A 20053-nucleotide genomic window follows, 5' to 3' on the forward strand; every position below is an offset into this window, starting at 1 on the left:
GGAATAGGAAGAATCCTCTATTGTTCTCTCGACAAAGTTTGTACTAGTGTTAATAGTTTGTTGCATATACTCAAAAGGTGGGGAAATAGTATGTTTCATGTCGAAAAATACTCAGTTAATAGAGAAGAAAAATATGAATTATTGTTAAAACAGTTAAAAGCTTTACTCGATGGAGAGGAAGATCAAATTGCAAATCTAGCAAATGCTTCTTCTTTATTAAATCAATTTTTAGATAACGTGAATTGGGTTGGCTTTTATTTATTAAAAAATGATCAGCTTGTGTTGGGACCTTTTCAGGGTCTACCTGCTTGTGTGAGAATTCCATTAGGAAAAGGAGTTTGCGGGTCCGCTGCAGCCGAAATGAAAACCTTTCTTGTAGAGGATGTTCATCAGTTTCCAGGCCACATTGCTTGTGATGCGGCATCACATTCAGAAATTGTTGTTCCGATCATTATCGATGATAAGCTAATTGGCGTTTTAGATATTGATAGCCCGATTAAAAGTCGTTTTGATGAAGTAGATCAAATGTACTTAGAGCAATATGTTGATGTTTTAGTTAATTATTTATAAGAAAAAGGGTGCTAAGACAAATGTTCACTACTTGTCTATTAGCGCCCTTTTAAATTCCTCTTGGCGCCTAATCACACTTTTTGCAACGCATGCTCTAAATCATTCCAAATATCCTCCCACGCCTCTAACCCAATAGAAAGTCTAATCATGTTTTCTGTTATGCCCATTCTTTCTCTTTCCTCTTCGCCTACAACTGCGTGTGTCATTGTTGCAGGGTGCTGTATTAGTGTCTCTGCATCACCTAAACTTACAGCAATTTTTATTAAATTTAATTCATTCATCAATTTCTGAGCTGTTTTTTTCGAACCATTTTTAAGAGAAAACGTAATCAAGCCTCCTCCTTGCTTCATTTGTTTTTTTGCAAGTTGTTGATCACTGCTTGAAAAAGGATAAACGATTGACTCAATTTTTGGATGTTCACTAAGCTTATTTACGATCTCTTCTGCATTTTCACAGTGTCGATCCATTCTAACAGCTAATGTTTTTAATCCTCTAAGTAGCAACCAAGCATCAAAGGGAGACATAATGGCTCCGATATCTTTTCGGACTGTTTTTGAAAGCTCCTCAATATAGGATTCATCGCTAACAACGATTCCCCCGATGACATCTCCATGACCACATAAGTACTTTGTAGCACTATGCAACACAATGTCACAGCCAAATAATAGAGGCTGTTGGAGATATGGTGAAGAAAAAGTGTTATCGACGACAACTTTAATTTTATGTTTTTTTGCAACCTTCACCACTAACGCTAGGTCAATTAACTGCATGGTTGGATTGATTGGTGTTTCGATATATATACAAGTTGTGTAGTTAGAAAGTTGCGACTCAATCTCTAGCTCATTCGTTAAATTAGAAAAAGTGTGAGAAACATTAAATTTTTCATGTAACATGTTTAAAAAGCCAAATGTGCACCCATAAACACCTTTTGAACAAAGAATATGGTCTCCAGCGTTAACTAGTGATAAAACAACTGCTGATACAGCACCCATCCCTGAACCAAATGCCAATGCAGCTTCCCCTTCTTCTAGTACAGCCATTTTTTGTTCAAGCATTTGCACCGTTGGATTACCTAATCGAGAATAAATAGGTCCTTCTTCATCACCCGCAAACCTTCTTTCCACTTGCTCAGCTGTGTCAAAAGTAAAAGTTGCAGTTTGATAAATTGGTGGTACTAGGCTGTTATAAGGATCTTTATAATGAGTGGCTTCACCGTGAATGACCTTCGTTCGAAAATCCTGCTTTTTCATAAACATCCCCCTTTAGACAACTCTATTATTTATAGTATGTTGGATTAATTGAAAATGATAGCGCTTCCATATTGTCCAATCTCTCTTTCGCAAACTCTGTATAGTTCGTACCATCTCTGTTCGCTCGAATTGCAGTACTTTTTTTCACGTACAAAAAAAGCACCTGCTAATTCAGGTACTTAGATTGATTGACTATATTCCCCAATGACAACTCGGTTCTTACCATTATGTTTTGCTGTGTAAAGTGCCTTATCTGCACGACTAAACAGACTCATAAAGTCGTCTTCCTCGTCCTCCTTCCAATACGTAACTCCACACGAGATCGTAATTGAAGGATTTGTTAACTCTCCAACCTTTTTTACAATGCGAGTAGCGACTGCGATTCCTGAATCAAAGTCAACTTGTGGTAAATAAATGGCAAGCTCTTCTCCGCCCCATCGTGCACCAATGTCTCGCTCGCGAATATTGCTTTTAATCAGCTCAGCAACTTGGATAATCACTTCATCTCCAATTTGATGGCCATAGGTATCGTTAATTTGTTTAAAATCATCAATATCTACTAAAATAAAAGTGCCTTGACGATCGTCTTTCATCGACTGCTGAATAAACTCATTAAAGTAATTTCGGGAGTAAAGCTTTGTTAAATGATCTGTTTTCACTAATGTTTCTAACTCTTCCCGGAGTAAAGAGTTTGTTAAAGCTAACGTTGAATGATGAATTAAAGATTGTAATAGCTTGTAAACTTCAAACGAAAAATGATAAGGATCTTTGTGTAAGACGATTGCACACCCTTTAATATCATCACTTTGAATCATTGGAACTACCATGACAGAACAAAAAGTCGAGTACTCTAATGAGGTTGTTACATCTCCAATAAATAAACCATCTCGATCACGTTCGATTTTTGCAAACACGTACTCCACGCACTCTTTAGAGGATTCATGCTGAAAAAACGCAGTACTACCTGGTAATGTTTTACATACCCCGGTATGATCATAGTAAAAAAAGCCTACCTCATTTGCCTGAAAAGACTCAAGTATTCTCTTAGACATAAAACTCATGGTCTCAGTTAATCTCAGATTTTTATTTAAACGATGAGAAGTCTCATTGATTAATTGTAAGTCTTCGATCAAACGCTTTGATTGCTCATACAATTGAGCATTTTCTAGTGCATTTCCTGCAGCATTAGCAAGAAGCGTAATAAAGTCAATGTTATCCGCTTCAAGGCCCAATTCATTATTTGCAACGACTTGAAGTACACCATAAACACCCTGCTTTCCTTTTAAAGGAACATATAAAACAGCTTGTTTTAAGGCGTCGTTCCGCTCTATCTGAACTTCTCCGGTAACATACGCTTCCATTGCTGTGTCATGATCTTCTTTTTCATAATCTAAATCCTTAATTGGTAGATGCTGTTTATTTTCATTATCATGAGACAAAAATAAATAAAAGATATATTCAGAGTACATTGTTTGCAAAGTAGAAATCAGCTCAATTAGAACATCATCTTTGTTTTTCATAAACGAGTGAAACTTTTTTGTTAATTGATAAAGCTGTTCATATTTTTGTTTATTTTCTAAGATTTTGGAAAGGCTCGCAGTAAACTCAAGGAATTTTGAGCAATCAACTGCAATACTTTGTAGAAGTTCCTCTGTGTAGATGGAAGTGTTGAGACTTTTTAGTTCAATTAATCCGTATAGGTCCTTTTTTATGTAAAGTAGGATAAAATAGTTGTCATTACAGTGATGAACTGGACCATCGGATAACTTGAAGGTTAACGATTTACGATCAACAAACCGTTTATCTTGATAGACTAATGGGGAAAAGTGTTCATTTTTCTCATTGTAAATATAAAAAGCCGCATGGGCTACGTTCATTTCTTTTTTAAGCAAAGAAACCAGCCAATCGGTTATCATTTTGTTGGAATTTGTGGTTCCATAACTACTTAAGTAGTTAAAAAACTCACTCCTAATCGCTGCTAACACTGATTCATTTTTCACATAAATCACCCACAGTATCATATTGCATTATAAAAAATCACAAGCCTGTTTAGCGACGTATAGACCTGACGGCGCCGTATGAGATAAGAAAGATTTACCACTCATCATTATATCATAATTCAACTATTCAACAAGAATTGAGTATATTTTTTAATTGTAAATTTATTTACTTAGTGCTCTGTGCGGGGGGCTAGTATCTAAAGTATTCAGCCTGAAAATCTAGGGTAGGAACTTTGTTTGTTAAATGTCCTTGACTTTATCACGAGAAATTCATATAATACTCTTTGTGTATAAAATACTGCAGCCTATTGATGAGCAATAATGACTTCAGTTTGTTCCCTTACTTCTATTTGAGGCTCTTGAGGTTTTTTCTGACCTCTCAAATCAGACCTCTCACATCCCAGTAAGGTTGTATCGTGTAACTCTCTGCTGCTGGAGCGAGGATATATGAAAACAAAATGTGCATCATTGTGTAGATCAGTTTGGTTTTTATTTTATGCAAAATAAAAACATAAAGGAGGAGTTAGCATGGCTCGTTATACAGGCTCAAGCTGGAAACTCTCTCGTAGATTAGGAATTTCTTTAAGTGGTACAGGTAAAGAATTAGAAAAGCGTCCATATGCTCCAGGACAACATGGTCCAGGACAACGCAAAAAAATCTCTGAATATGGTTTACAATTACAAGAGAAGCAAAAACTTCGTCACATGTATGGTGTGACTGAGCGTCAGTTCAAAAACTTATTCGTAAGAGCGAGTAAAATGGCTGGTAAGCACGGTGATAACTTCATGATTCTTCTTGACTCTCGTCTAGATAACGTTGTTTATCGTCTTGGCTTAGCTCGTACTCGTCGTCAATCACGTCAATTAGTAAACCATGGTCATATCCTTGTTGATGGTAGTCGCGTAGACATCCCTTCATTCCAAGTAAAACCTGGTCAAACGATTTCATTCCGCGAAAAGTCTCGTAACCTTGATATCGTGAAAGAAGCGGTAGAAGTAAGTAACTTCGTACCTGAATACCTTTCTTTCGATGCAGAAAAATTAGAAGGTACATTCACACGTTCACCTGAGCGTTCTGAATTACCAGCTGAAATTAACGAAGCATTAATCGTTGAATTCTACTCTCGTTAATACATTAAACCAGTCGTTTCATACGACTGGTTTTTTTGTCTAATTTTAAAAAAAGACTCAACATTTAAGTTAAGTCTCTTCCCTTTTACTTCAAGTAAACTTAATCAAGTAGTATTTCTTCTTCCCTCGACGAATCACTGTAAATTGGTTCTCAATTTTGTCTTGCGTTGTAATTACCTTTTCAAGTTCCTGATTTCGATCACCATTGATGTAAACTGCTCCATTAGCAATATCTTCACGCGCTTGGCGTTTAGAAGGAGAAATCTTCGCCTGGACGAGTAATTCGATTAAACTAATTCCCTCTTCGTTCACTTCAAAAGTAGGAACATCTTTAAATCCTTGAATTATTTCTGTTGCTGTTAATGCTTTAATATTTCCACTAAACAGAGCTTCTGTAATTTTCATTGCCTGCTTTAAGGCTTCTTCCCCATGTACTAAGTTCGTTACTTCCTCAGCGAGTGTTTTTTGAGCTAATCGTTTTTCAGGGGCTTCTTGTGTTTCTTTTTCTAATTGTTCAATCTCAGCAACTGAAAGGAATGTGAAAAATTTCAAGTACTTAATTACATCGCGATCGTCAGCATTAATCCAGAACTGGTAAAACTCATAAGGAGACGTTTTTTCAGGATCTAGCCAAATTGCTCCGCCCTCTGTTTTACCAAACTTTGTCCCATCTGCTTTTGTTACGAGTGGAATCGTTAAGCCAAAAGCTTTTGCATTTTCTTCAGTTTTGCGAATTAATTCCATTCCTGCTGTGATATTTCCCCACTGATCACTTCCACCAATTTGAAGTTTACACTGCCTGTCTTGGTACAATTTTAAAAAGTCGTAGGATTGTAAAATCATATAGCTGAATTCTGTGAATGATATGCCAGATTCAATTCGCGATTGGACAGAGTCTTTAGCGAGCATGTAGTTGATTCCAAAGTTTTTACCAACATCTCGTAAAAATGAAATTACATCAATCTTACCGATCCAATCATAGTTATTTGCAATGGTTGCAGGATTTTCAGTTGCTTCAAAATCTAAGAAACGAGACAACTGTTCTTTTATACGATCAGACCAATTTTGAACAATATCACTAGAGTTTAATGTTCTTTCCGCTTTTTTTCCGCTTGGATCGCCAATTAATCCGGTAGCACCTCCAACAAAAGCAATCGGATGATGACCATTCAGCTGGAAACGTCTTAACGTTAAGACTGGAAGTAAATGACCGATATGAAGACTATCTGCTGTTGGATCAAAGCCAGAATATAGCTTGATTTTTTCACTTGATAATAGTTTATCTAGTCCCTCTTCATCTGTCATTTGACTAATTAAACCTCGAAATTGTAAGTCCTTTAGTAATTCGTTCATAGCCAAGCTCCTCTTTGTTTATAAAATAAAAAACAATAAAAAACGTCCCTTCATTAGAAATGAAGGGACGATGTTATTCGCGGTACCACCCTACTTAGAAATGCCCATTATGCGCAATCCTCGCTTAAAAATGTTAACGGATTTTAACCGTCTTTCCCTACTGAGGTTAACCCTTTTCGAAAAAGATGCTCATGGGCGTAATTCATGGTTCACCTTTGTACTGATTTTCACCAACCATCAGCTCTCTAAAACAACAAGTGATCACTACTAAACCAATCAATGCTTATTTATAATATTATTGATAACTTTATTAGATTTTAAACATAGTATATTCAATTTGTCAAATCACAGTAGGGATTCCGACAAAACCATACAAAAACTGCTGCATGCTATGGTATAATATAGGCTGGATATGGGGGGATTAGAATATGGATAAATGGATAGAAAAGCTAAGGCGCTTCTCACCATTTCAAAAAAAGGCACAAAAAAGTTTTTCAATAACGTTTACCGTTGTTTGGAATCTTATCTTGCTATTCTTTGTCATTGGTATCATTGGCCTCTGTTTTGCCGGTGGAGTTGGTGCTGGATATTTTGCTTCATTAGTAAAGGATGAACCCATTCGTTCTTACGAGGTAATGAAGAAAGATGTATACAATTATGAAGAAACTTCAGAAATATATTTTGCTAATGATGTGTACTTAGGTAAGTTGAGCGCTGATCTTGAGCGTGAAGAAATCAAGTTAGAAGACGTGTCACCACATCTAGTAAACGCTGTCATTGCTACTGAGGATGAACTCTTCTATGAACACGAAGGTGTCGTGCCGAAAGCGATTATGCGTGCGCTCTTTCAAGAGTTTACAAATTCGTCAACCCGAACTGGTGGTAGTACACTTACTCAACAATTAATTAAAAACCAGATACTCACAAATGAAGTTTCTTTTGATCGGAAAGCAAAAGAAATACTTTTAGCCCTGCGACTAGAACGTTTCTTTGAAAAAAAAGAAATATTAGAAGCGTATCTAAATATGGCTGACTTAGGGAGAAATGCTTCTGGGCGCAATATTGCAGGGGTTCAAACCGCTGCACAAGGTGTATTTGGAGTTGATGCAAAAGATCTAAACATTGCTCAATCCGCTTACATTGCAGGACTTCCACAAAGTCCTTTTGGTTATACACCCTTTACAAATTCAGGTGAAGTAAAAGAAAGTCTTGAGTCAGGTACAAACAGGATGAAAACTGTTCTGAATAGAATGTATACAGGTGGCTTTATTACAAAAGACGAATATGACAATGCACTTACTTATAATATTAAAGACAACTTAACAAAGAAAAAACCATCTTCCACCGAGCAGTACCCATTTTTAACATATGAAATAGAGAACAGAGCAATAGAAATTATCATGAAATTTCTAGCTGAGAAAGATGGATACACAGAAGAAGATCTAACTAAAGACAAAAAGTTAAAGAATGAATATCGTACAATTGCAGATTACGATCTACGCCAACAAGGTTACCGCATTCATACTACCATTAATAAACCGATCTACGACAAAATGCAAAGTGTTGCAAAAGAATATGAATACTATGGTAGTGACAAAAAACAGACAAAAGTAGACCCTGATACTGGCGAAGACATTGTTGTAAATGAACCTGTTGAAGTTGGTGGTGTTCTTATCGAGAACACTAGTGGTAAAATACTTAGTTTTGTCGGAGGACGGGACCACAGTCGCGAACAAACAAATCATGCGACCAAAGCTCAAAGGCAGAACGGATCCACGATGAAGCCGCTACTCGTTTATGCCCCTGCAATGGAAGCAGGGGTTGTACAGCCAGGGACTGTAATTGCTGATACCCCATTCTCAGTTGGCTCGAAAACATACGTTGGTACTCATGGATTAACAAGTGCGAGAGCAGCACTGCAATATTCTTACAATGTTCCAGCTGTAAAAACGTATATGAAGATGATTGATCAACGTCCTTCTTCATACCTTGAAAAAATGGGTTTTACAGATATGCATGAAGCAGACAAAGGTGGATTTGCTTCCTTAAGTCTTGGGGGTATGACAGTTGGAGTAAGCGTAGAGGAAAATGTGAACGCATATACCACCTTTGCCAACGGTGGAAAGTTCATTGACGCGTATATGATTGAAAAGATTGAAACAAGTAATGGGGATGTTGTTTATGAGCATGAATCGAAGCAAACAGACGTCTTTTCGCCTCAAACTGCCTATTTAACCATCGATATGATGCGAGACGTTATAAAAAAAGGAACTGCTGCTTCTTTAAATGGATACTTATCCTTTAACGCGGATTGGGCTGGAAAAACAGGAACCACTCAAGACACCTATGATGCTTGGTTTGTTGCATCCAACCCTAATGTAACATTTGGAACATGGATTGGCTATGACACACCTAAACAACTTGAACAGCGATATAAAGGATTAACATATAGTAAACGTAATATCTTACTATGGGCCAAGCTTATGAACGTCGCTCATGAAGTAAGCCCTGACTTAATCGCACCAAAAGAGCGTTTCCAAATGCCTGGTGGAATCGTCTCACGCTCCTACTGTGCTTTAACAGGTGAAATACCTTCAGATCTTTGTAAAAAAGCAGGATTAGTCGCAACCGACTTATTCAATGCTAAATACGTACCGACAAAAGTAGATGATAGTTTAACACAAGGAAAATATGTCTTTGTAAAAGATCGTGCCTACCGTGTTCCTGGGACAGCTCCTTCCGAATTTGTTCAGGAGGGTGTTATGCTTAAAAAAGACATTCTAGCAAAACATAGCATAAGTAATCTCACCGACTTAAAAAGGCTTCTCCCTAACACGGTGAGATGGGATAATCTTGTGATTACTGAAGACAAAGAAATTGGTGACAATGGAGCAAATCCATCTCCAGTAAGTGGTGTCGCAGCTTCAGGAGGGAAATTATCTTGGCGAGCAAATGGTGACAATGATGTAATTGGTTACAGAGTATACGCAGCTGCAAACTTTTCAACCGACTTCAAAAAAGTAGCAAGCGTACCTGCATCAAAATCAATGACTGCTTCAATTGGTAATAACCCGGCAGCATACTATGTTGTTGCTGTCGACGTAGCTGGCAAGGAATCGGCTCCATCAGCAATTATTAAAAATGGTGATTATGTAGATAAAAAACCAGAAGAAAAGCCAAAGCCTGAGGAAAAACCAAAAGAAGACACTAAACCAAAAGATCCACCTAAACAAGATAAACCAAAACCTAAAGACCCGCCTAAAGATAATGGTGGTAACGCAGAAAAACCAGACGGTAATGGTGAAAACACAAATTAAACCAAAAATGACGTTCCTCAAGGGAACGTCATTTTTGGTTTTAATCTTCCATGGTCGACAAATCACCAGTAGGTAAATCTAGTTCCCATGCCTTTAAGACACGGCGCATGATTTTACCACTGCGCGTTTTAGGTAACTTATCTCTAAATTCTATTTCACGTGGTGCAGCATGTGCAGCCAACCCTTTTTTTCACAAATGTACGAATTTCTTCCTTTAATTCATCCGTTGCCTCATATCCTTCTCGTAGCGCAACGAACGCCTTAATAATTTCCCCTCGAACAGGATCTGGTTTCCCAATTACTCCTGCTTCTGCAATGGCTGGATGTTCAATCAGTTTACTTTCAACTTCAAATGGACCTACTCGCTCACCCGAGGTCATAATGACATCATCAATTCGCCCTTGGAACCAGAAATAGCCATCTTCATCCATGTAGGCAGAGTCACCAGAAACATACCAATCACCATGCAAAAAGTAAGATTCAAACTTTTCTTGGTTATTCCATATTGTATGCATCATCGAAGGGAAGCCTTTTTTGATCGCTAAGTTCCCCATTCGGTACGGAGGAACCTCGTTCCCTTTGTCATCCACAATCGCTGCAACAACACCTGGGATTGGCTTACCCATTGATCCAGGCTTAATCTCTAAACAAGGATAGTTACAGATTAGTTGTGAACCTGTTTCTGTCATCCACCATGTGTCATGAATGCGATTTTCAAATACCTTAACACCCCAGCGAACCACTTCTGGATTCAATGGCTCACCTACGCTTAAAACATGTCGCAAGGAACGTAAGTCGAATCGCTTAACTAACGCGTCTCCTGCACCCATCAACATTCTAAATGCAGTTGGTGCGCTATACCAAACCGTTACACCGTAATCTTCAATGGTTTGATACCATGTTTCAGGACTAAATCGCCCTCCTACAACCACATTTGTTGCCCCTGAAAGCCAAGGTCCAAAAATACCATATACCGTCCCAGTGACCCAACCAGGATCTGCTGTACACCAGTACACATCATCTTCCTTAAGGTCTAGAACCCATTGTGCCGTTTGATATTGTTGAATCATAGCATTATGAACATGTAGTACCCCTTTTGGCTTTCCAGTGGAACCAGATGTATAATGTAGCAGCAATCCATCTGTCTTATTTACCCATTCAATCTCAAGCTCTTTGCTAGCAGTCTTCATTTCTGTTAAAAAATCAATAGATTCAATATCTGTATTCACTCTATTTCCGACAATTACTACATGCTTTAAAGATGGCAACTGATCAAAAGGAACTCTTTCTAGTAATTCTGGAGTTGTGACAATTACCTTCGCATCACTGTCTTCTAAACGGTCTTTCACTGCACCTTCCATAAAAGCTTCAAACAAAGGTCCAACGATGGCACCCAATTTAATAGCACCAAGGATAACAAAGTATAGTTCAGGAGTTCTAGGCATAAATACAAAAACACGATCACCTTTTTCAACATCAGCAGATTGTCTTAACACGTTTCCAGCCTTATTTGAAAGTTCTTTCATTTCTTTGAACGTGTACTTTTCCTCACGTTCCTGGTCACGATAGAACAAAGCAATTTTATTTTTTCGGGATGTAGTCGCGTGTTTATCAATAGCCTCGTATGCAGCATTGACTCTACCAGTTTCCGACCAAGAAAAGTTCTTTTCAGCTTCTTGCCAATCGAAACTTTGATATACTTCGTTGTAATCTGATAAGTTGTGGTTCCCCTTCACTACTGGTAGCGCTTCCAATTTCACTTAAACTCCCCCTTATGTAAATTAATCTTCTTCATTATAATATAAAATGGTATTTTTCTCAATTTTTCAAAAAGTAGATCTTTTGTTATAATGTAAACGCTTCACCTTATTATTTTTAGTATAATAGAAGAAACACTTAACTAGAAAGAAAAAGGCGGTGACCTGATGAAACATAGTTTGACTTATAACGCAAAAGAACTTAAAACACCACATGGAAGTCTCATAATCGAAGGTCCGATTTCTTCTGAGAATCTAGCAAGCTATGAATTTCATAAAGATTTGGTTGCATTTCGACAACCCGATCAACAGCATAAAGCGTTAATTGAAATTGCAAAATTGCCTGAGGGACGAATTATCATCGCAAGGAATCGACATACCATCGTTGGTTATGTTACATATCTCTACCCTGATCCACTAGAACGCTGGTCTGAGGGGAACATGGAAGATTTGATTGAACTAGGTGCGATTGAAGTCATTCCTGAATTCCGTGGCTTTTCAGTTGGTAAAAATTTATTGAGAGTGTCCATGATGGATGATGCCATGGAAGATTATATTGTGATCACAACTGAGTATTACTGGCATTGGGATCTTAAAGGGTCGGGCTTAAACGTATGGGAATATCGTAAAGTAATGGAAAAAATGATGCATGCTGGCGGACTTGAATGGTATGCCACAGACGATCCAGAGATCAGTTCTCATCCTGCTAACTGCTTAATGGCTCGAATTGGGAAACGAGTAAAACCTGATTCAATCCCTCAATTTGATTCTTTACGTTTTAAAAATCGGTTTATGTACTAAGTAAGTTCAATCAAGAGATTGGTAAAAGTAAGGAGGTACATTTTATGTTCGTAGAACAACCGTTTAGTGGCCAAGTACTCCGGGGAATGAAGCATGAGTAATCTAGATAGCGTTTTCATCTACTCTCCTAAATTTCAAGACTATAAACTTGGTAAAAGCCATCCATTCAATCAGTTAAGAGTCGATTTAACCTATGATTTATTAAGAAAAATGAACACACTTGGTGATCACGAGCTTGTCAGTCCTAGACTTGCTACAGATGATGAATTGGCACTTGTCCATGATCGGAACTACATTCGTGCCGTTACATTAGCAGGACACGGAAAACTCGAACAACATGAGGCTCTTAATTATGGAATAAGTACAGAAGATACACCAATTTTTCAAAACATGCATGAAGCTAGTGCTCTTTTAGTAGGCGGAACACTAACAGCTGTTGACCTTGTGATGGGTGGTAAAGCAAAACATGCGGTGAATTTTGGCGGTGGGTTACATCACGGATTTAGAGGGAAAGCTTCGGGATTTTGTATTTACAATGACAGCTCAGTCGCAATTAAATATATGCAAGAAAAGTATAACGCAAGAGTGCTTTATATTGATACGGATGCACATCATGGTGATGGCGTGCAATGGACGTTTTATGATGATCCTAATGTTTGCACACTATCAATACACGAAACCGGTCGATACTTATTTCCGGGCACAGGGAGTGTGACAGAGCGCGGATCTGGAAAAGGCTATGGTTATTCATTTAACATCCCTTTAGATGCCTTTACGGAGGATGATTCATGGTTAGATGCCTATAAAACTTCATTAAGAGAAATTGCTGCTTATTTTAAGCCAGATGTTATTTTAACTCAAAACGGTGCAGATGCTCACTTTCACGATCCATTAACACATTTATCTGCATCTATTGCTATTTATAAAGAGATACCTAAGATCGCACATGAGATTGCTCATCAGTACTGTGACGGCCGGTGGATTGCAGTTGGTGGCGGTGGTTATGACATATGGCGGGTCGTTCCAAGAGCGTGGTCATATATTTGGTTAGAAATGAAAGGTATCGAAGCAGAAGGCAAACTGCCACAAGATTGGATAAACAAATGGCAACATCAAGCACCTGTTACACTGCCTGAAGGATGGAATGATCCAAGCAATCTGTACACTCCGATCCCACGCAAGGCAGAGATAGAAGAAAAAAATGCGCAGACTTTAGCAAAAGCTTTGCATATTATTCGGCAGGGTCAGTCGAATTCAAACGTTAATACTTTATAAGATCTGGATGCAGAAATGTTATCAACAGTACAAGAATTTTCTAAACAAAGAAAAAGCAGTAGAACAAATTACATTCTACTGCTTTTCATCACGACTTCGTCGATTGTCTATATTCAATTCTGTGTGGTAATTCAACACTTTGATCTTCTACTTCTTCTTTGTTCATCAGCTTAGTTAGCAATCTCATCGCAACAGCACCAATATCGTATGTTGGTTGAACAACAGTCGTCAACTGAGGTCTTACCATTGTCGCAAGCCTTGTGTTATCAAACCCGACTATTTCAAAATCGTTCGGAATACTATAGTTTCGATCTTGTGCACCATGAATAACACCTAGAGCCATCTCGTCTGTTCCAACGAAAATCGCTGTTGGTTTTTCTGAAAGCTCGTCTACTTTTTCAAAAGCTTCAATTCCAGAATCGTATGTGTAGTCTCCTTCGATTACAAGCTCTTCTTCAAAAGGAATTCCCGCAGCTTCAAGAGCACTTTGATATCCAACTGATTTTTTCAATCTGTTAACAGGCTCTTCATTTGGTCCTGCAACATATGCAATCCTTCTATGTCCTTTTTCAATCAACATTGTAATGACGTCAAATGTAGCTTGCTCATAATTAATGTTCACAGATGGGGTTGTTCCTGTAAGATCGATGGACGCAGCAAATACAATCGGAACTGGAGATCGCTTAAACTGTTCAACATGGTCCTCTGTTACATTCCCACTCATGAACACGATTCCATCTACTTGTTTTCCAAGCATCGTATTTAATACATGCAATTCTTTTTCTTTATTTTGATCTGAATTACTTAAGATAATGTTGTATTTATACATTGTAGCAATATCTTCTATTCCACGAGCTAATTCAGAATAAAACGTACTTGAAATATCGGGAATAATGACCCCGACTGTTGTTGTCTTTTTACTCGCCAAACCACGAGCTACTGCGTTTGGACGATATCCAAGACGATCAATTGCTTCTAAAACTTTTTTTCGAGTTGTTGGTTTTACATTTGGATTGCCGTTTACAACACGAGATACAGTTGCCATTGAGACATTTGCTTCACGTGCAACATCATAGATTGTTACACTACTCATACTTCCACTCCTTTTTTCGGTCATCTATACTTTAGTTCAAATTACTACCCGGAACAGTTTGAATCAACTATGTATATGGTGATTTTTATTTGTTAGTGTAGATTTTTGGCACCTAAGAAAACTATATGTAAATAATCATACGATACTCTGTACCCATCTGCAACGCATTTACGTTGATTTTACAACGTTTTCACAGGATTTTCATTATTTGTTCACTACTGAACACACTTTTATCTTAACTAGTACTATTTGTAGTATGAATAAGATAATGAAAAAATATAGATTTTTTCTAAAAAAAAAAGCGCAAGCGCCTTGTTCAGCCCCGACAAGCAAGACCTCGAGGGGCTAGGCGCTGGACTTGCGAAACGCATACTAAGTCTAAAATTTATATAAATTCTGATATTAAAATAAAAAGAAATGACTCAGTTGAGCCATTTCTTTTTATCTTTTCAATTAAGCATTCACTTTGACAAACGGTCTCAATTCTTTCATAAATGTATCAAATTGATCGAAGTCCATTTGTTGAGCTGAATCAGATAACGCAACAGCAGGATCTGGATGAACTTCTGCCATTACTCCGTCTGCACCGATTGCAAGCGCAGCTTTAGCTGTTGGAAGTAATAGATCTCTTCTTCCAGTTGAGTGTGTCACATCAACGAATACCGGTAAATGTGTTTCTTGTTTTAAAATCGGAACAGCCGATATGTCTAATGTATTTCTTGTCGCTGTTTCATACGTACGAATTCCTCGTTCACAAAGAATGATTTGATCATTTCCTTGAGAAGCAATATATTCTGCAGCATTCATAAATTCTGAAAGAGTTGCAGCTAAACCACGTTTTAAAAGAACCGGTTTACGCACAGCACCTGCAGCTTTTAATAATTCAAAGTTTTGCATGTTTCTTGCACCAATTTGAATGACGTCGATGTATTCGATTGCCATTTCAATATGCGCTGGATTGACAATTTCACTTATTACCGCCATATCATATTCATCGGCAACTCTTTTAAGAATCTTCAAGCCCTCTAAGCCCAAACCTTGAAAGTCATATGGACTTGTACGAGGCTTAAATGCACCACCACGTAATAGCTTAATACCTTGTTTTTTTGCTTCCTCAGCAACAGCTGCAACTTGTTCGTAGCTTTCAACTGCACATGGACCAACAATAAATGTTTGACTTCCATCACCAATTTTAATTCCTTTAATGTCAACAATTGTATCTTCAGGTTTTTTCTTTCTCGAAACAAGCAGCGCTTTGCTGTGATCATCTTCTTGAAGCTCTAATCCCGCTTTGAAGATTTCTTTGAATATATGCTGTAAAGTCGAATCCTCAAATGGACCATCGTTGGATTCTATAATACTATTTAACATTTTTCGTTCTCGAACAGGGTCATAGCGATTAATGCCCCCAGTGTCTTTTGCTTTCCCGATTTCTTGGACAAGCTTTCCTCGCTCACTAATCAGTTTTAACATTTGTAAATTAATCTCGTCTACTCTCTCTCTTAATGCATTAAGCTCTGCATTGCTCATCTCTCTCATCCTTTCAATCTTAAATATGATAATAAAATTTCGTGCTTTTTTTACTAAGCTCAGTGAACTTATGTTTCCTTTATCTATCAAAGAAAGTGTGGTACATTTTTTATAATTATTAGTTATTATAAACGATTAAATTATGGTTGTCACCTAAAAACTTTAACATTTAAACGCTTTTAAGCTTTTAAGCGATAAAGTATTTTATGAGCATCCCACAAAGAAGGTGTTTCAACTTGGATAAAAGCAATTTTACATTTGCTCTCGACATTGGGACTCGTTCTGTTGTCGGCTTAATATTGCAAGAAAAAAATGGAATATATCGAATTATAGATACGGTAATAAAAGAACATGACACACGTTCAATGCTTGATGGGCAAATTCACGATGTTCTTTCTGTAGCTAACGTGATTACTTCAGTTAAAGAAGAACTTGAATCTACTCACGGTTCACTTTATAAGGTATGTGTTGCTGCCGCTGGTAGGGCCTTAAAAACAGAGAGGGCCTCGATGGTCATTGAAATAAAGGGAAAACCGATGATTCAAAAAGAAGACATTCTTCAGCTAGAGTTAATGGCTGTGCAGCAAGCACAAAAGCAGCTTGCTGAAAAAAGCGACGCAAATAAACTCACACTTTATGATTGTGTTGGGTACTCTGTGCTTCACTATCAATTGGACGGCGAAGAAATTGGTAGTTTAATAGATCAGCAAGGCGATTTTGCTTCCGTTGAAATTATCTCAACTTTTCTACCTAAAGTTGTCGTCGAATCATTGCTTGCTGCTTTAAATCGCGCTAACTTGGAAATGGAAGCACTAACTTTAGAGCCAATTGCAGCAATCAATGTATTAATTCCACCTTCAATGAGACGTTTAAATATCGCCCTTGTTGACATTGGGGCAGGTACAAGCGATATCGCCATCACAGATTTGGGAACAATTATTTCCTACGGAATGGTACCGATTGCCGGCGATGAAATTACCGAAGCGATATCCGATGAATTTTTGCTAGACTTCCCCTTAGCTGAAGAAGCAAAAAGAAAATTACATACGAACGATACGATTACAATCACGGATATTTTAGGTTTTGAAATGGAAGTTCCAAAACAAGAAGTGATTGATAAAATCTCACCAACTATAGATCGACTTGCAACTTCAATAAGTGAAGAAATTTACAGATTAAATAATTCCAATTCACCTAAGGCTGTCATGCTTGTAGGAGGTGGTAGTTTAACTCCCCTGCTACCAAAAAAACTATCAGAAAAACTTGGTCTATCTGAGAATCGCGTAGCAATTAGAGGAATTGATGCAATCGCAAATCTAGAAATTGCGGACCATTTGCAAAAAGGACCAGAGTTAGTTACTCCGATAGGTATCGCTGTTGCTTCAAAAGAAAATCCGATACAATATATTAGTGTAAAAGTAAATGAACGCTCTGTACGCTTGTTCCATATGAAAGCATTAACAGTAGGAGATAGTTTGCTATCTGCAGGGATTCAATTAAATAGACTCTTTGGAAAACCTGGAATGGCATTAATGGTCGAGGTAAACAACGTAACTGTAACAATTCCTGGAAAAATAGGAAACCCTCCTAATATAATAAAAAATGAACAACAGTGCTCCTTGGAGGATGAGATTAAGCATGGAGACATCATTACAGTTCAAAAAGGTTCCGATGGGAAAGAACAACAAGTACAGTTACAGGAAATTTTAGACGAAATACCAACAAAAAAAATATCGGTTAATGGACAGTCATATACAATACAGCCTACACTTTTAATTAATCATCAGCCTGCACTCTTTAATGTAATTTTAAAGGACAGGGACAAAATTAGCTGCACAATTCCTGATACAATTGAAGCTAGTTTCATGTCACTGAGATTGGATGAGCAATTATCCAAAGTAAAACCTTATTTCATCGAGCTTGATCAAAGAATAATCTCTCTTGAAATGTTTTCAGGTAGATTGTATAAAAATGGATTACCTACAACAGGAGAAAAAAAGGTTGAAAATGGTGATATGATTACTCTTAAGCCACAAGTTACTCCTTCATTAATGGAAGTAGCAAATGAATGCACGATTTTAGTCAACCAAATCCTTTCCGTTACGTTTAATGGAAAACCAATTACACTAGAGAAGAATCTGGTGGATTTTTATCGGAATCAAGAAAAAATAAAGATGGACACGGCAATAAACAGTGGAGACAAGCTGACTACTTCGAAATCCGCCATGAGTCCATTTATCTTTCAAGACATCTTCAACGTAATAGATGTAGACACTCCAATCACAGGAAAGAGCCGCTTTCGATTAATGAAAAATGGAGAAGAAATCGGCTTTGAAGATCAAATCAATGCGGGGGATGCATTATCGATCGAGTGGCTTTAATTTAATCGTGGGTTTATGTGGAAAAGAGCTTGTTTTTAAGCTCTTTTTTGTTTTCTCGACAAAAATTGACAGACATTGAACTTACATCGCATGGCAAAATCACCATCATTTCTTAAATGAAAAAAATCACCACCACTGATTTACCGTTCAGCGATGATGACTTATTATTATCGTAGGTTTTAAATTTCGTTTGTCTTCTTCATTTCCTTACTCAATGCATCAAAGGTGATTTTCCAATGGGATGCACTCCAGACGACTTCTTTACTCTTAAACAAAAATACTTGCGGTGATTCATGTTTAATCCCAATCGTTTCTGAGATGTAATTTGAAAGTTGTCGTGCGTCTTGCACATTTAAGTAGTAACTTGGGATGTCTTGATAATCTTCCGTGAAATGTTCAAACTCTTCAAAAGCTGCATGACTGATTGGACAAGTTAAACTATTTTTGAGGAATAGGAATTTCTCATGCCTGGTTAAAATGTCTTCAAATTGTTCGACTGTTTCTATGACTTCTTTACTCATATTCGGTCACCTTTTCGTTAATGTATTAGATGGGTTTTAAGAATAGAAAAACCGGCAGTTTCCCGCCGATTAATGATTCGTTTTCGTTAGTTCTTTCTCAGCACCTTTTAATTCTTCGTTTATTTGTGCTTTAACATCTTCAGAGCTTTTTGCGACTTCTGAAGTTTCTTTTTCTAGCTCATTAATTGCTGCTTCAGTTTGTTTATTCACTGACTCAGAACCTGTATTTTCATCAGAAATACTCGTTAAAGCATCTACTACCATGTTTTCAACAACATCGCCATTCTCTTTTGACGAATTTGTTAAGTCACGTACTTTGTTCATAATTTGAGAAGATTGTTCTGTTACAACTTGGGAAAGTGTAGATGTTTTTTCTTTTGCCATGCTAGCGATACCGTTGCTTTTTTCAAGTGCTTCATTCGTGAATTTTCCAGTACGATCTTTTACAACAGTTGCTTGTTGCCCCAGATCATCGCGAAGCTCTTTACCAGACTTCGGTGCTAGAAAAAGAGCAGTCGCTGCACCTATAATTCCACCAACTAAACTCCCAATAATAAAATCCTTGCTATTAATTCCATCTTTACTCATGTTAAATTCCTCCCCTTATTTGTTAGTACTGTTTTACAGTTGGTTGCTTTTCCTTCTTGAGCTTCCATTTTTCCCAGATGTCCATCGCAACATTGCTCCATTGAACGATATGACTAATCTTATCTTGATTTTGTTCAAGATTTGTTGTTACTGTAGTTGAAACTTTCTTTACAGAAGAATTGAATTGTTGAATTGAGTTACCAACGTCTTCAACCGCGTGAACGACACTATTCAGGCGATCGGACTTATGTTGTATATCTTCTGCTAACGCGTTTGTTTTATGTAACAATTCCGTTGTTTCAGTTGTTATCCCTTGCATTTGAACCTCTAATCCTGAAAGAGTTCCTGCTACATTGTCTAAAGTTCCCTGTAAGGATTTGAGAGTTTTTGCTAAGTATACGACTAGAACAGCGAATGCTATCGCAATAATTGCAGCACTTAAATAAAGAATAACAATCATGAACTTACACCTCCTGTGAATTATAA

General features: G+C 37.4%; 15 protein-coding genes, 1 pseudogene and 1 other annotated feature. Of the genes and pseudogenes, 6 read left to right on the forward strand and 10 right to left on the reverse strand.

What is annotated here, in order from left to right:
• Nucleotides 1-90 precede the first annotated feature (90 nt).
• Nucleotides 91-570 carry a free L-methionine (R)-S-oxide reductase MsrC gene (gene msrC, locus ACFFIX_RS02440; RefSeq protein WP_378930126.1) on the forward strand — a complete coding sequence of 160 codons (480 nt, stop codon included), beginning with the start codon at nt 91-93 and terminating at the stop codon, nt 568-570.
• 71 nt (nt 571-641) lie between these two features.
• On the opposite strand, the gene megL is transcribed toward msrC, so the two are convergent.
• From megL to ACFFIX_RS02455, 3 genes are read right to left on the reverse strand one after another with little or no spacing between them, the layout of a single operon-like run.
• Nucleotides 642-1826: a methionine gamma-lyase gene (megL, locus tag ACFFIX_RS02445; RefSeq protein ID WP_378930128.1), complete on the reverse strand. Its 1185-nt coding sequence runs from the start codon at nt 1824-1826 to the stop codon at nt 642-644.
• A gap of 19 nt (nt 1827-1845) precedes the next feature.
• Nucleotides 1846-1968, reverse strand: coding sequence for a hypothetical protein (locus ACFFIX_RS02450; RefSeq protein ID WP_378930130.1), 123 nt, complete (start codon nt 1966-1968; stop codon nt 1846-1848).
• 31 nt (nt 1969-1999) lie between these two features.
• Nucleotides 2000-3820, reverse strand: a complete 1821-nt coding sequence (locus tag ACFFIX_RS02455; protein ID WP_378930132.1) for a sensor domain-containing diguanylate cyclase — start codon at nt 3818-3820, stop codon at nt 2000-2002.
• 528 nt (nt 3821-4348) lie between these two features.
• On the opposite strand from ACFFIX_RS02455, the gene rpsD reads away from it, so the two are divergent.
• A complete protein-coding gene (gene rpsD / locus ACFFIX_RS02460; RefSeq protein ID WP_378930134.1) occupies nt 4349-4951 on the forward strand; it encodes a 30S ribosomal protein S4 in 603 nt (200 codons plus the stop codon).
• Nucleotides 4952-5041: 90 nt separating this feature from the next.
• Here rpsD and tyrS read toward each other — a convergent pair whose 3' ends face one another.
• Nucleotides 5042-6304 carry a tyrosine--tRNA ligase gene (gene tyrS, locus ACFFIX_RS02465; RefSeq protein ID WP_378930136.1) on the reverse strand — a complete coding sequence of 421 codons (1263 nt, stop codon included), beginning with the start codon at nt 6302-6304 and terminating at the stop codon, nt 5042-5044.
• Nucleotides 6305-6364: 60 nt separating this feature from the next.
• Nucleotides 6365-6593 (reverse strand) — a binding site (T-box leader).
• A gap of 139 nt (nt 6594-6732) precedes the next feature.
• Here tyrS and ACFFIX_RS02470 point away from each other — a divergent pair.
• Complete coding sequence (locus ACFFIX_RS02470; protein WP_378930138.1) at nt 6733-9621, forward strand: transglycosylase domain-containing protein; 2889 nt, start codon at nt 6733-6735, stop codon at nt 9619-9621.
• Nucleotides 9622-9661: 40 nt separating this feature from the next.
• Here the strand turns inward: ACFFIX_RS02470 and acsA are convergent.
• Nucleotides 9662-11381 (reverse strand): annotated as a pseudogene (gene acsA, locus ACFFIX_RS02475) (acetate--CoA ligase).
• A 165-nt stretch (nt 11382-11546) separates the two neighbouring features.
• On the opposite strand from acsA, the gene ACFFIX_RS02480 reads away from it, so the two are divergent.
• Entirely contained in the window at nt 11547-12179 is a 633-nt protein-coding gene (locus ACFFIX_RS02480; RefSeq protein WP_378930140.1) for a GNAT family N-acetyltransferase, read from the forward strand.
• A 93-nt stretch (nt 12180-12272) separates the two neighbouring features.
• Nucleotides 12273-13454, forward strand: coding sequence for an acetoin utilization protein AcuC (locus tag ACFFIX_RS02485; RefSeq protein ID WP_378930142.1), 1182 nt, complete (start codon nt 12273-12275; stop codon nt 13452-13454).
• A gap of 88 nt (nt 13455-13542) precedes the next feature.
• Here ACFFIX_RS02485 and ccpA read toward each other — a convergent pair whose 3' ends face one another.
• Entirely contained in the window at nt 13543-14547 is a 1005-nt protein-coding gene (ccpA, locus tag ACFFIX_RS02490; RefSeq protein ID WP_378930144.1) for a catabolite control protein A, read from the reverse strand.
• A 453-nt stretch (nt 14548-15000) separates the two neighbouring features.
• Complete coding sequence (locus tag ACFFIX_RS02495; RefSeq protein ID WP_378930146.1) at nt 15001-16077, reverse strand: bifunctional 3-deoxy-7-phosphoheptulonate synthase/chorismate mutase; 1077 nt, start codon at nt 16075-16077, stop codon at nt 15001-15003.
• A 236-nt stretch (nt 16078-16313) separates the two neighbouring features.
• On the opposite strand from ACFFIX_RS02495, the gene pilM reads away from it, so the two are divergent.
• The gene (pilM, locus tag ACFFIX_RS02500) at nt 16314-18458 is read left to right on the forward strand and encodes a pilus assembly protein PilM (RefSeq protein ID WP_378930148.1); all 2145 of its coding nucleotides are present in this window, start codon (nt 16314-16316) and stop codon (nt 18456-18458) included.
• Nucleotides 18459-18637: 179 nt separating this feature from the next.
• On the opposite strand, the gene ytxJ is transcribed toward pilM, so the two are convergent.
• The 3 genes from ytxJ to ACFFIX_RS02515 all read right to left on the reverse strand — a co-directional run bounded on the left by ytxJ (nt 18638) and on the right by ACFFIX_RS02515 (nt 20027).
• The gene (ytxJ, locus tag ACFFIX_RS02505) at nt 18638-18979 is read right to left on the reverse strand and encodes a bacillithiol system redox-active protein YtxJ (RefSeq protein ID WP_378930150.1); all 342 of its coding nucleotides are present in this window, start codon (nt 18977-18979) and stop codon (nt 18638-18640) included.
• Nucleotides 18980-19048: 69 nt separating this feature from the next.
• A complete protein-coding gene (locus ACFFIX_RS02510) occupies nt 19049-19567 on the reverse strand; it encodes a YtxH domain-containing protein (RefSeq protein ID WP_378930152.1) in 519 nt (172 codons plus the stop codon).
• 22 nt (nt 19568-19589) lie between these two features.
• Nucleotides 19590-20027, reverse strand: coding sequence for a DUF948 domain-containing protein (locus ACFFIX_RS02515; RefSeq protein WP_378930154.1), 438 nt, complete (start codon nt 20025-20027; stop codon nt 19590-19592).
• Between the last annotated feature and the right edge of the window lie 26 nt (nt 20028-20053).

Origin of the sequence: Metabacillus herbersteinensis (genome assembly GCF_042433335.1) — a bacterium.
GTDB lineage: Bacteria > Bacillota > Bacilli > Bacillales > Bacillaceae > Metabacillus > Metabacillus herbersteinensis.

Excerpts from the sequence above, each read along its gene's own strand:
- msrC (WP_378930126.1), top strand. The coding sequence starts at position 91 with ATGTTTCATGTCGAAAAATACTCAGTTAATAGAGAAGAAAAATATGAA.
- megL (WP_378930128.1), bottom strand. The coding sequence starts at position 1,826 with ATGTTTATGAAAAAGCAGGATTTTCGAACGAAGGTCATTCACGGTGAA.
- rpsD (WP_378930134.1), top strand. The coding sequence starts at position 4,349 with ATGGCTCGTTATACAGGCTCAAGCTGGAAACTCTCTCGTAGATTAGGA.
- tyrS (WP_378930136.1), bottom strand. The coding sequence starts at position 6,304 with ATGAACGAATTACTAAAGGACTTACAATTTCGAGGTTTAATTAGTCAA.
- ACFFIX_RS02470 (WP_378930138.1), top strand. The coding sequence starts at position 6,733 with ATGGATAAATGGATAGAAAAGCTAAGGCGCTTCTCACCATTTCAAAAA.
- ACFFIX_RS02480 (WP_378930140.1), top strand. The coding sequence starts at position 11,547 with ATGAAACATAGTTTGACTTATAACGCAAAAGAACTTAAAACACCACAT.
- ACFFIX_RS02485 (WP_378930142.1), top strand. The coding sequence starts at position 12,273 with ATGAGTAATCTAGATAGCGTTTTCATCTACTCTCCTAAATTTCAAGAC.
- ccpA (WP_378930144.1), bottom strand. The coding sequence starts at position 14,547 with ATGAGTAGTGTAACAATCTATGATGTTGCACGTGAAGCAAATGTCTCA.
- ACFFIX_RS02495 (WP_378930146.1), bottom strand. The coding sequence starts at position 16,077 with ATGAGCAATGCAGAGCTTAATGCATTAAGAGAGAGAGTAGACGAGATT.
- ytxJ (WP_378930150.1), bottom strand. The coding sequence starts at position 18,979 with ATGAGTAAAGAAGTCATAGAAACAGTCGAACAATTTGAAGACATTTTA.
- ACFFIX_RS02510 (WP_378930152.1), bottom strand. The coding sequence starts at position 19,567 with ATGAGTAAAGATGGAATTAATAGCAAGGATTTTATTATTGGGAGTTTA.
- ACFFIX_RS02515 (WP_378930154.1), bottom strand. The coding sequence starts at position 20,027 with ATGATTGTTATTCTTTATTTAAGTGCTGCAATTATTGCGATAGCATTC.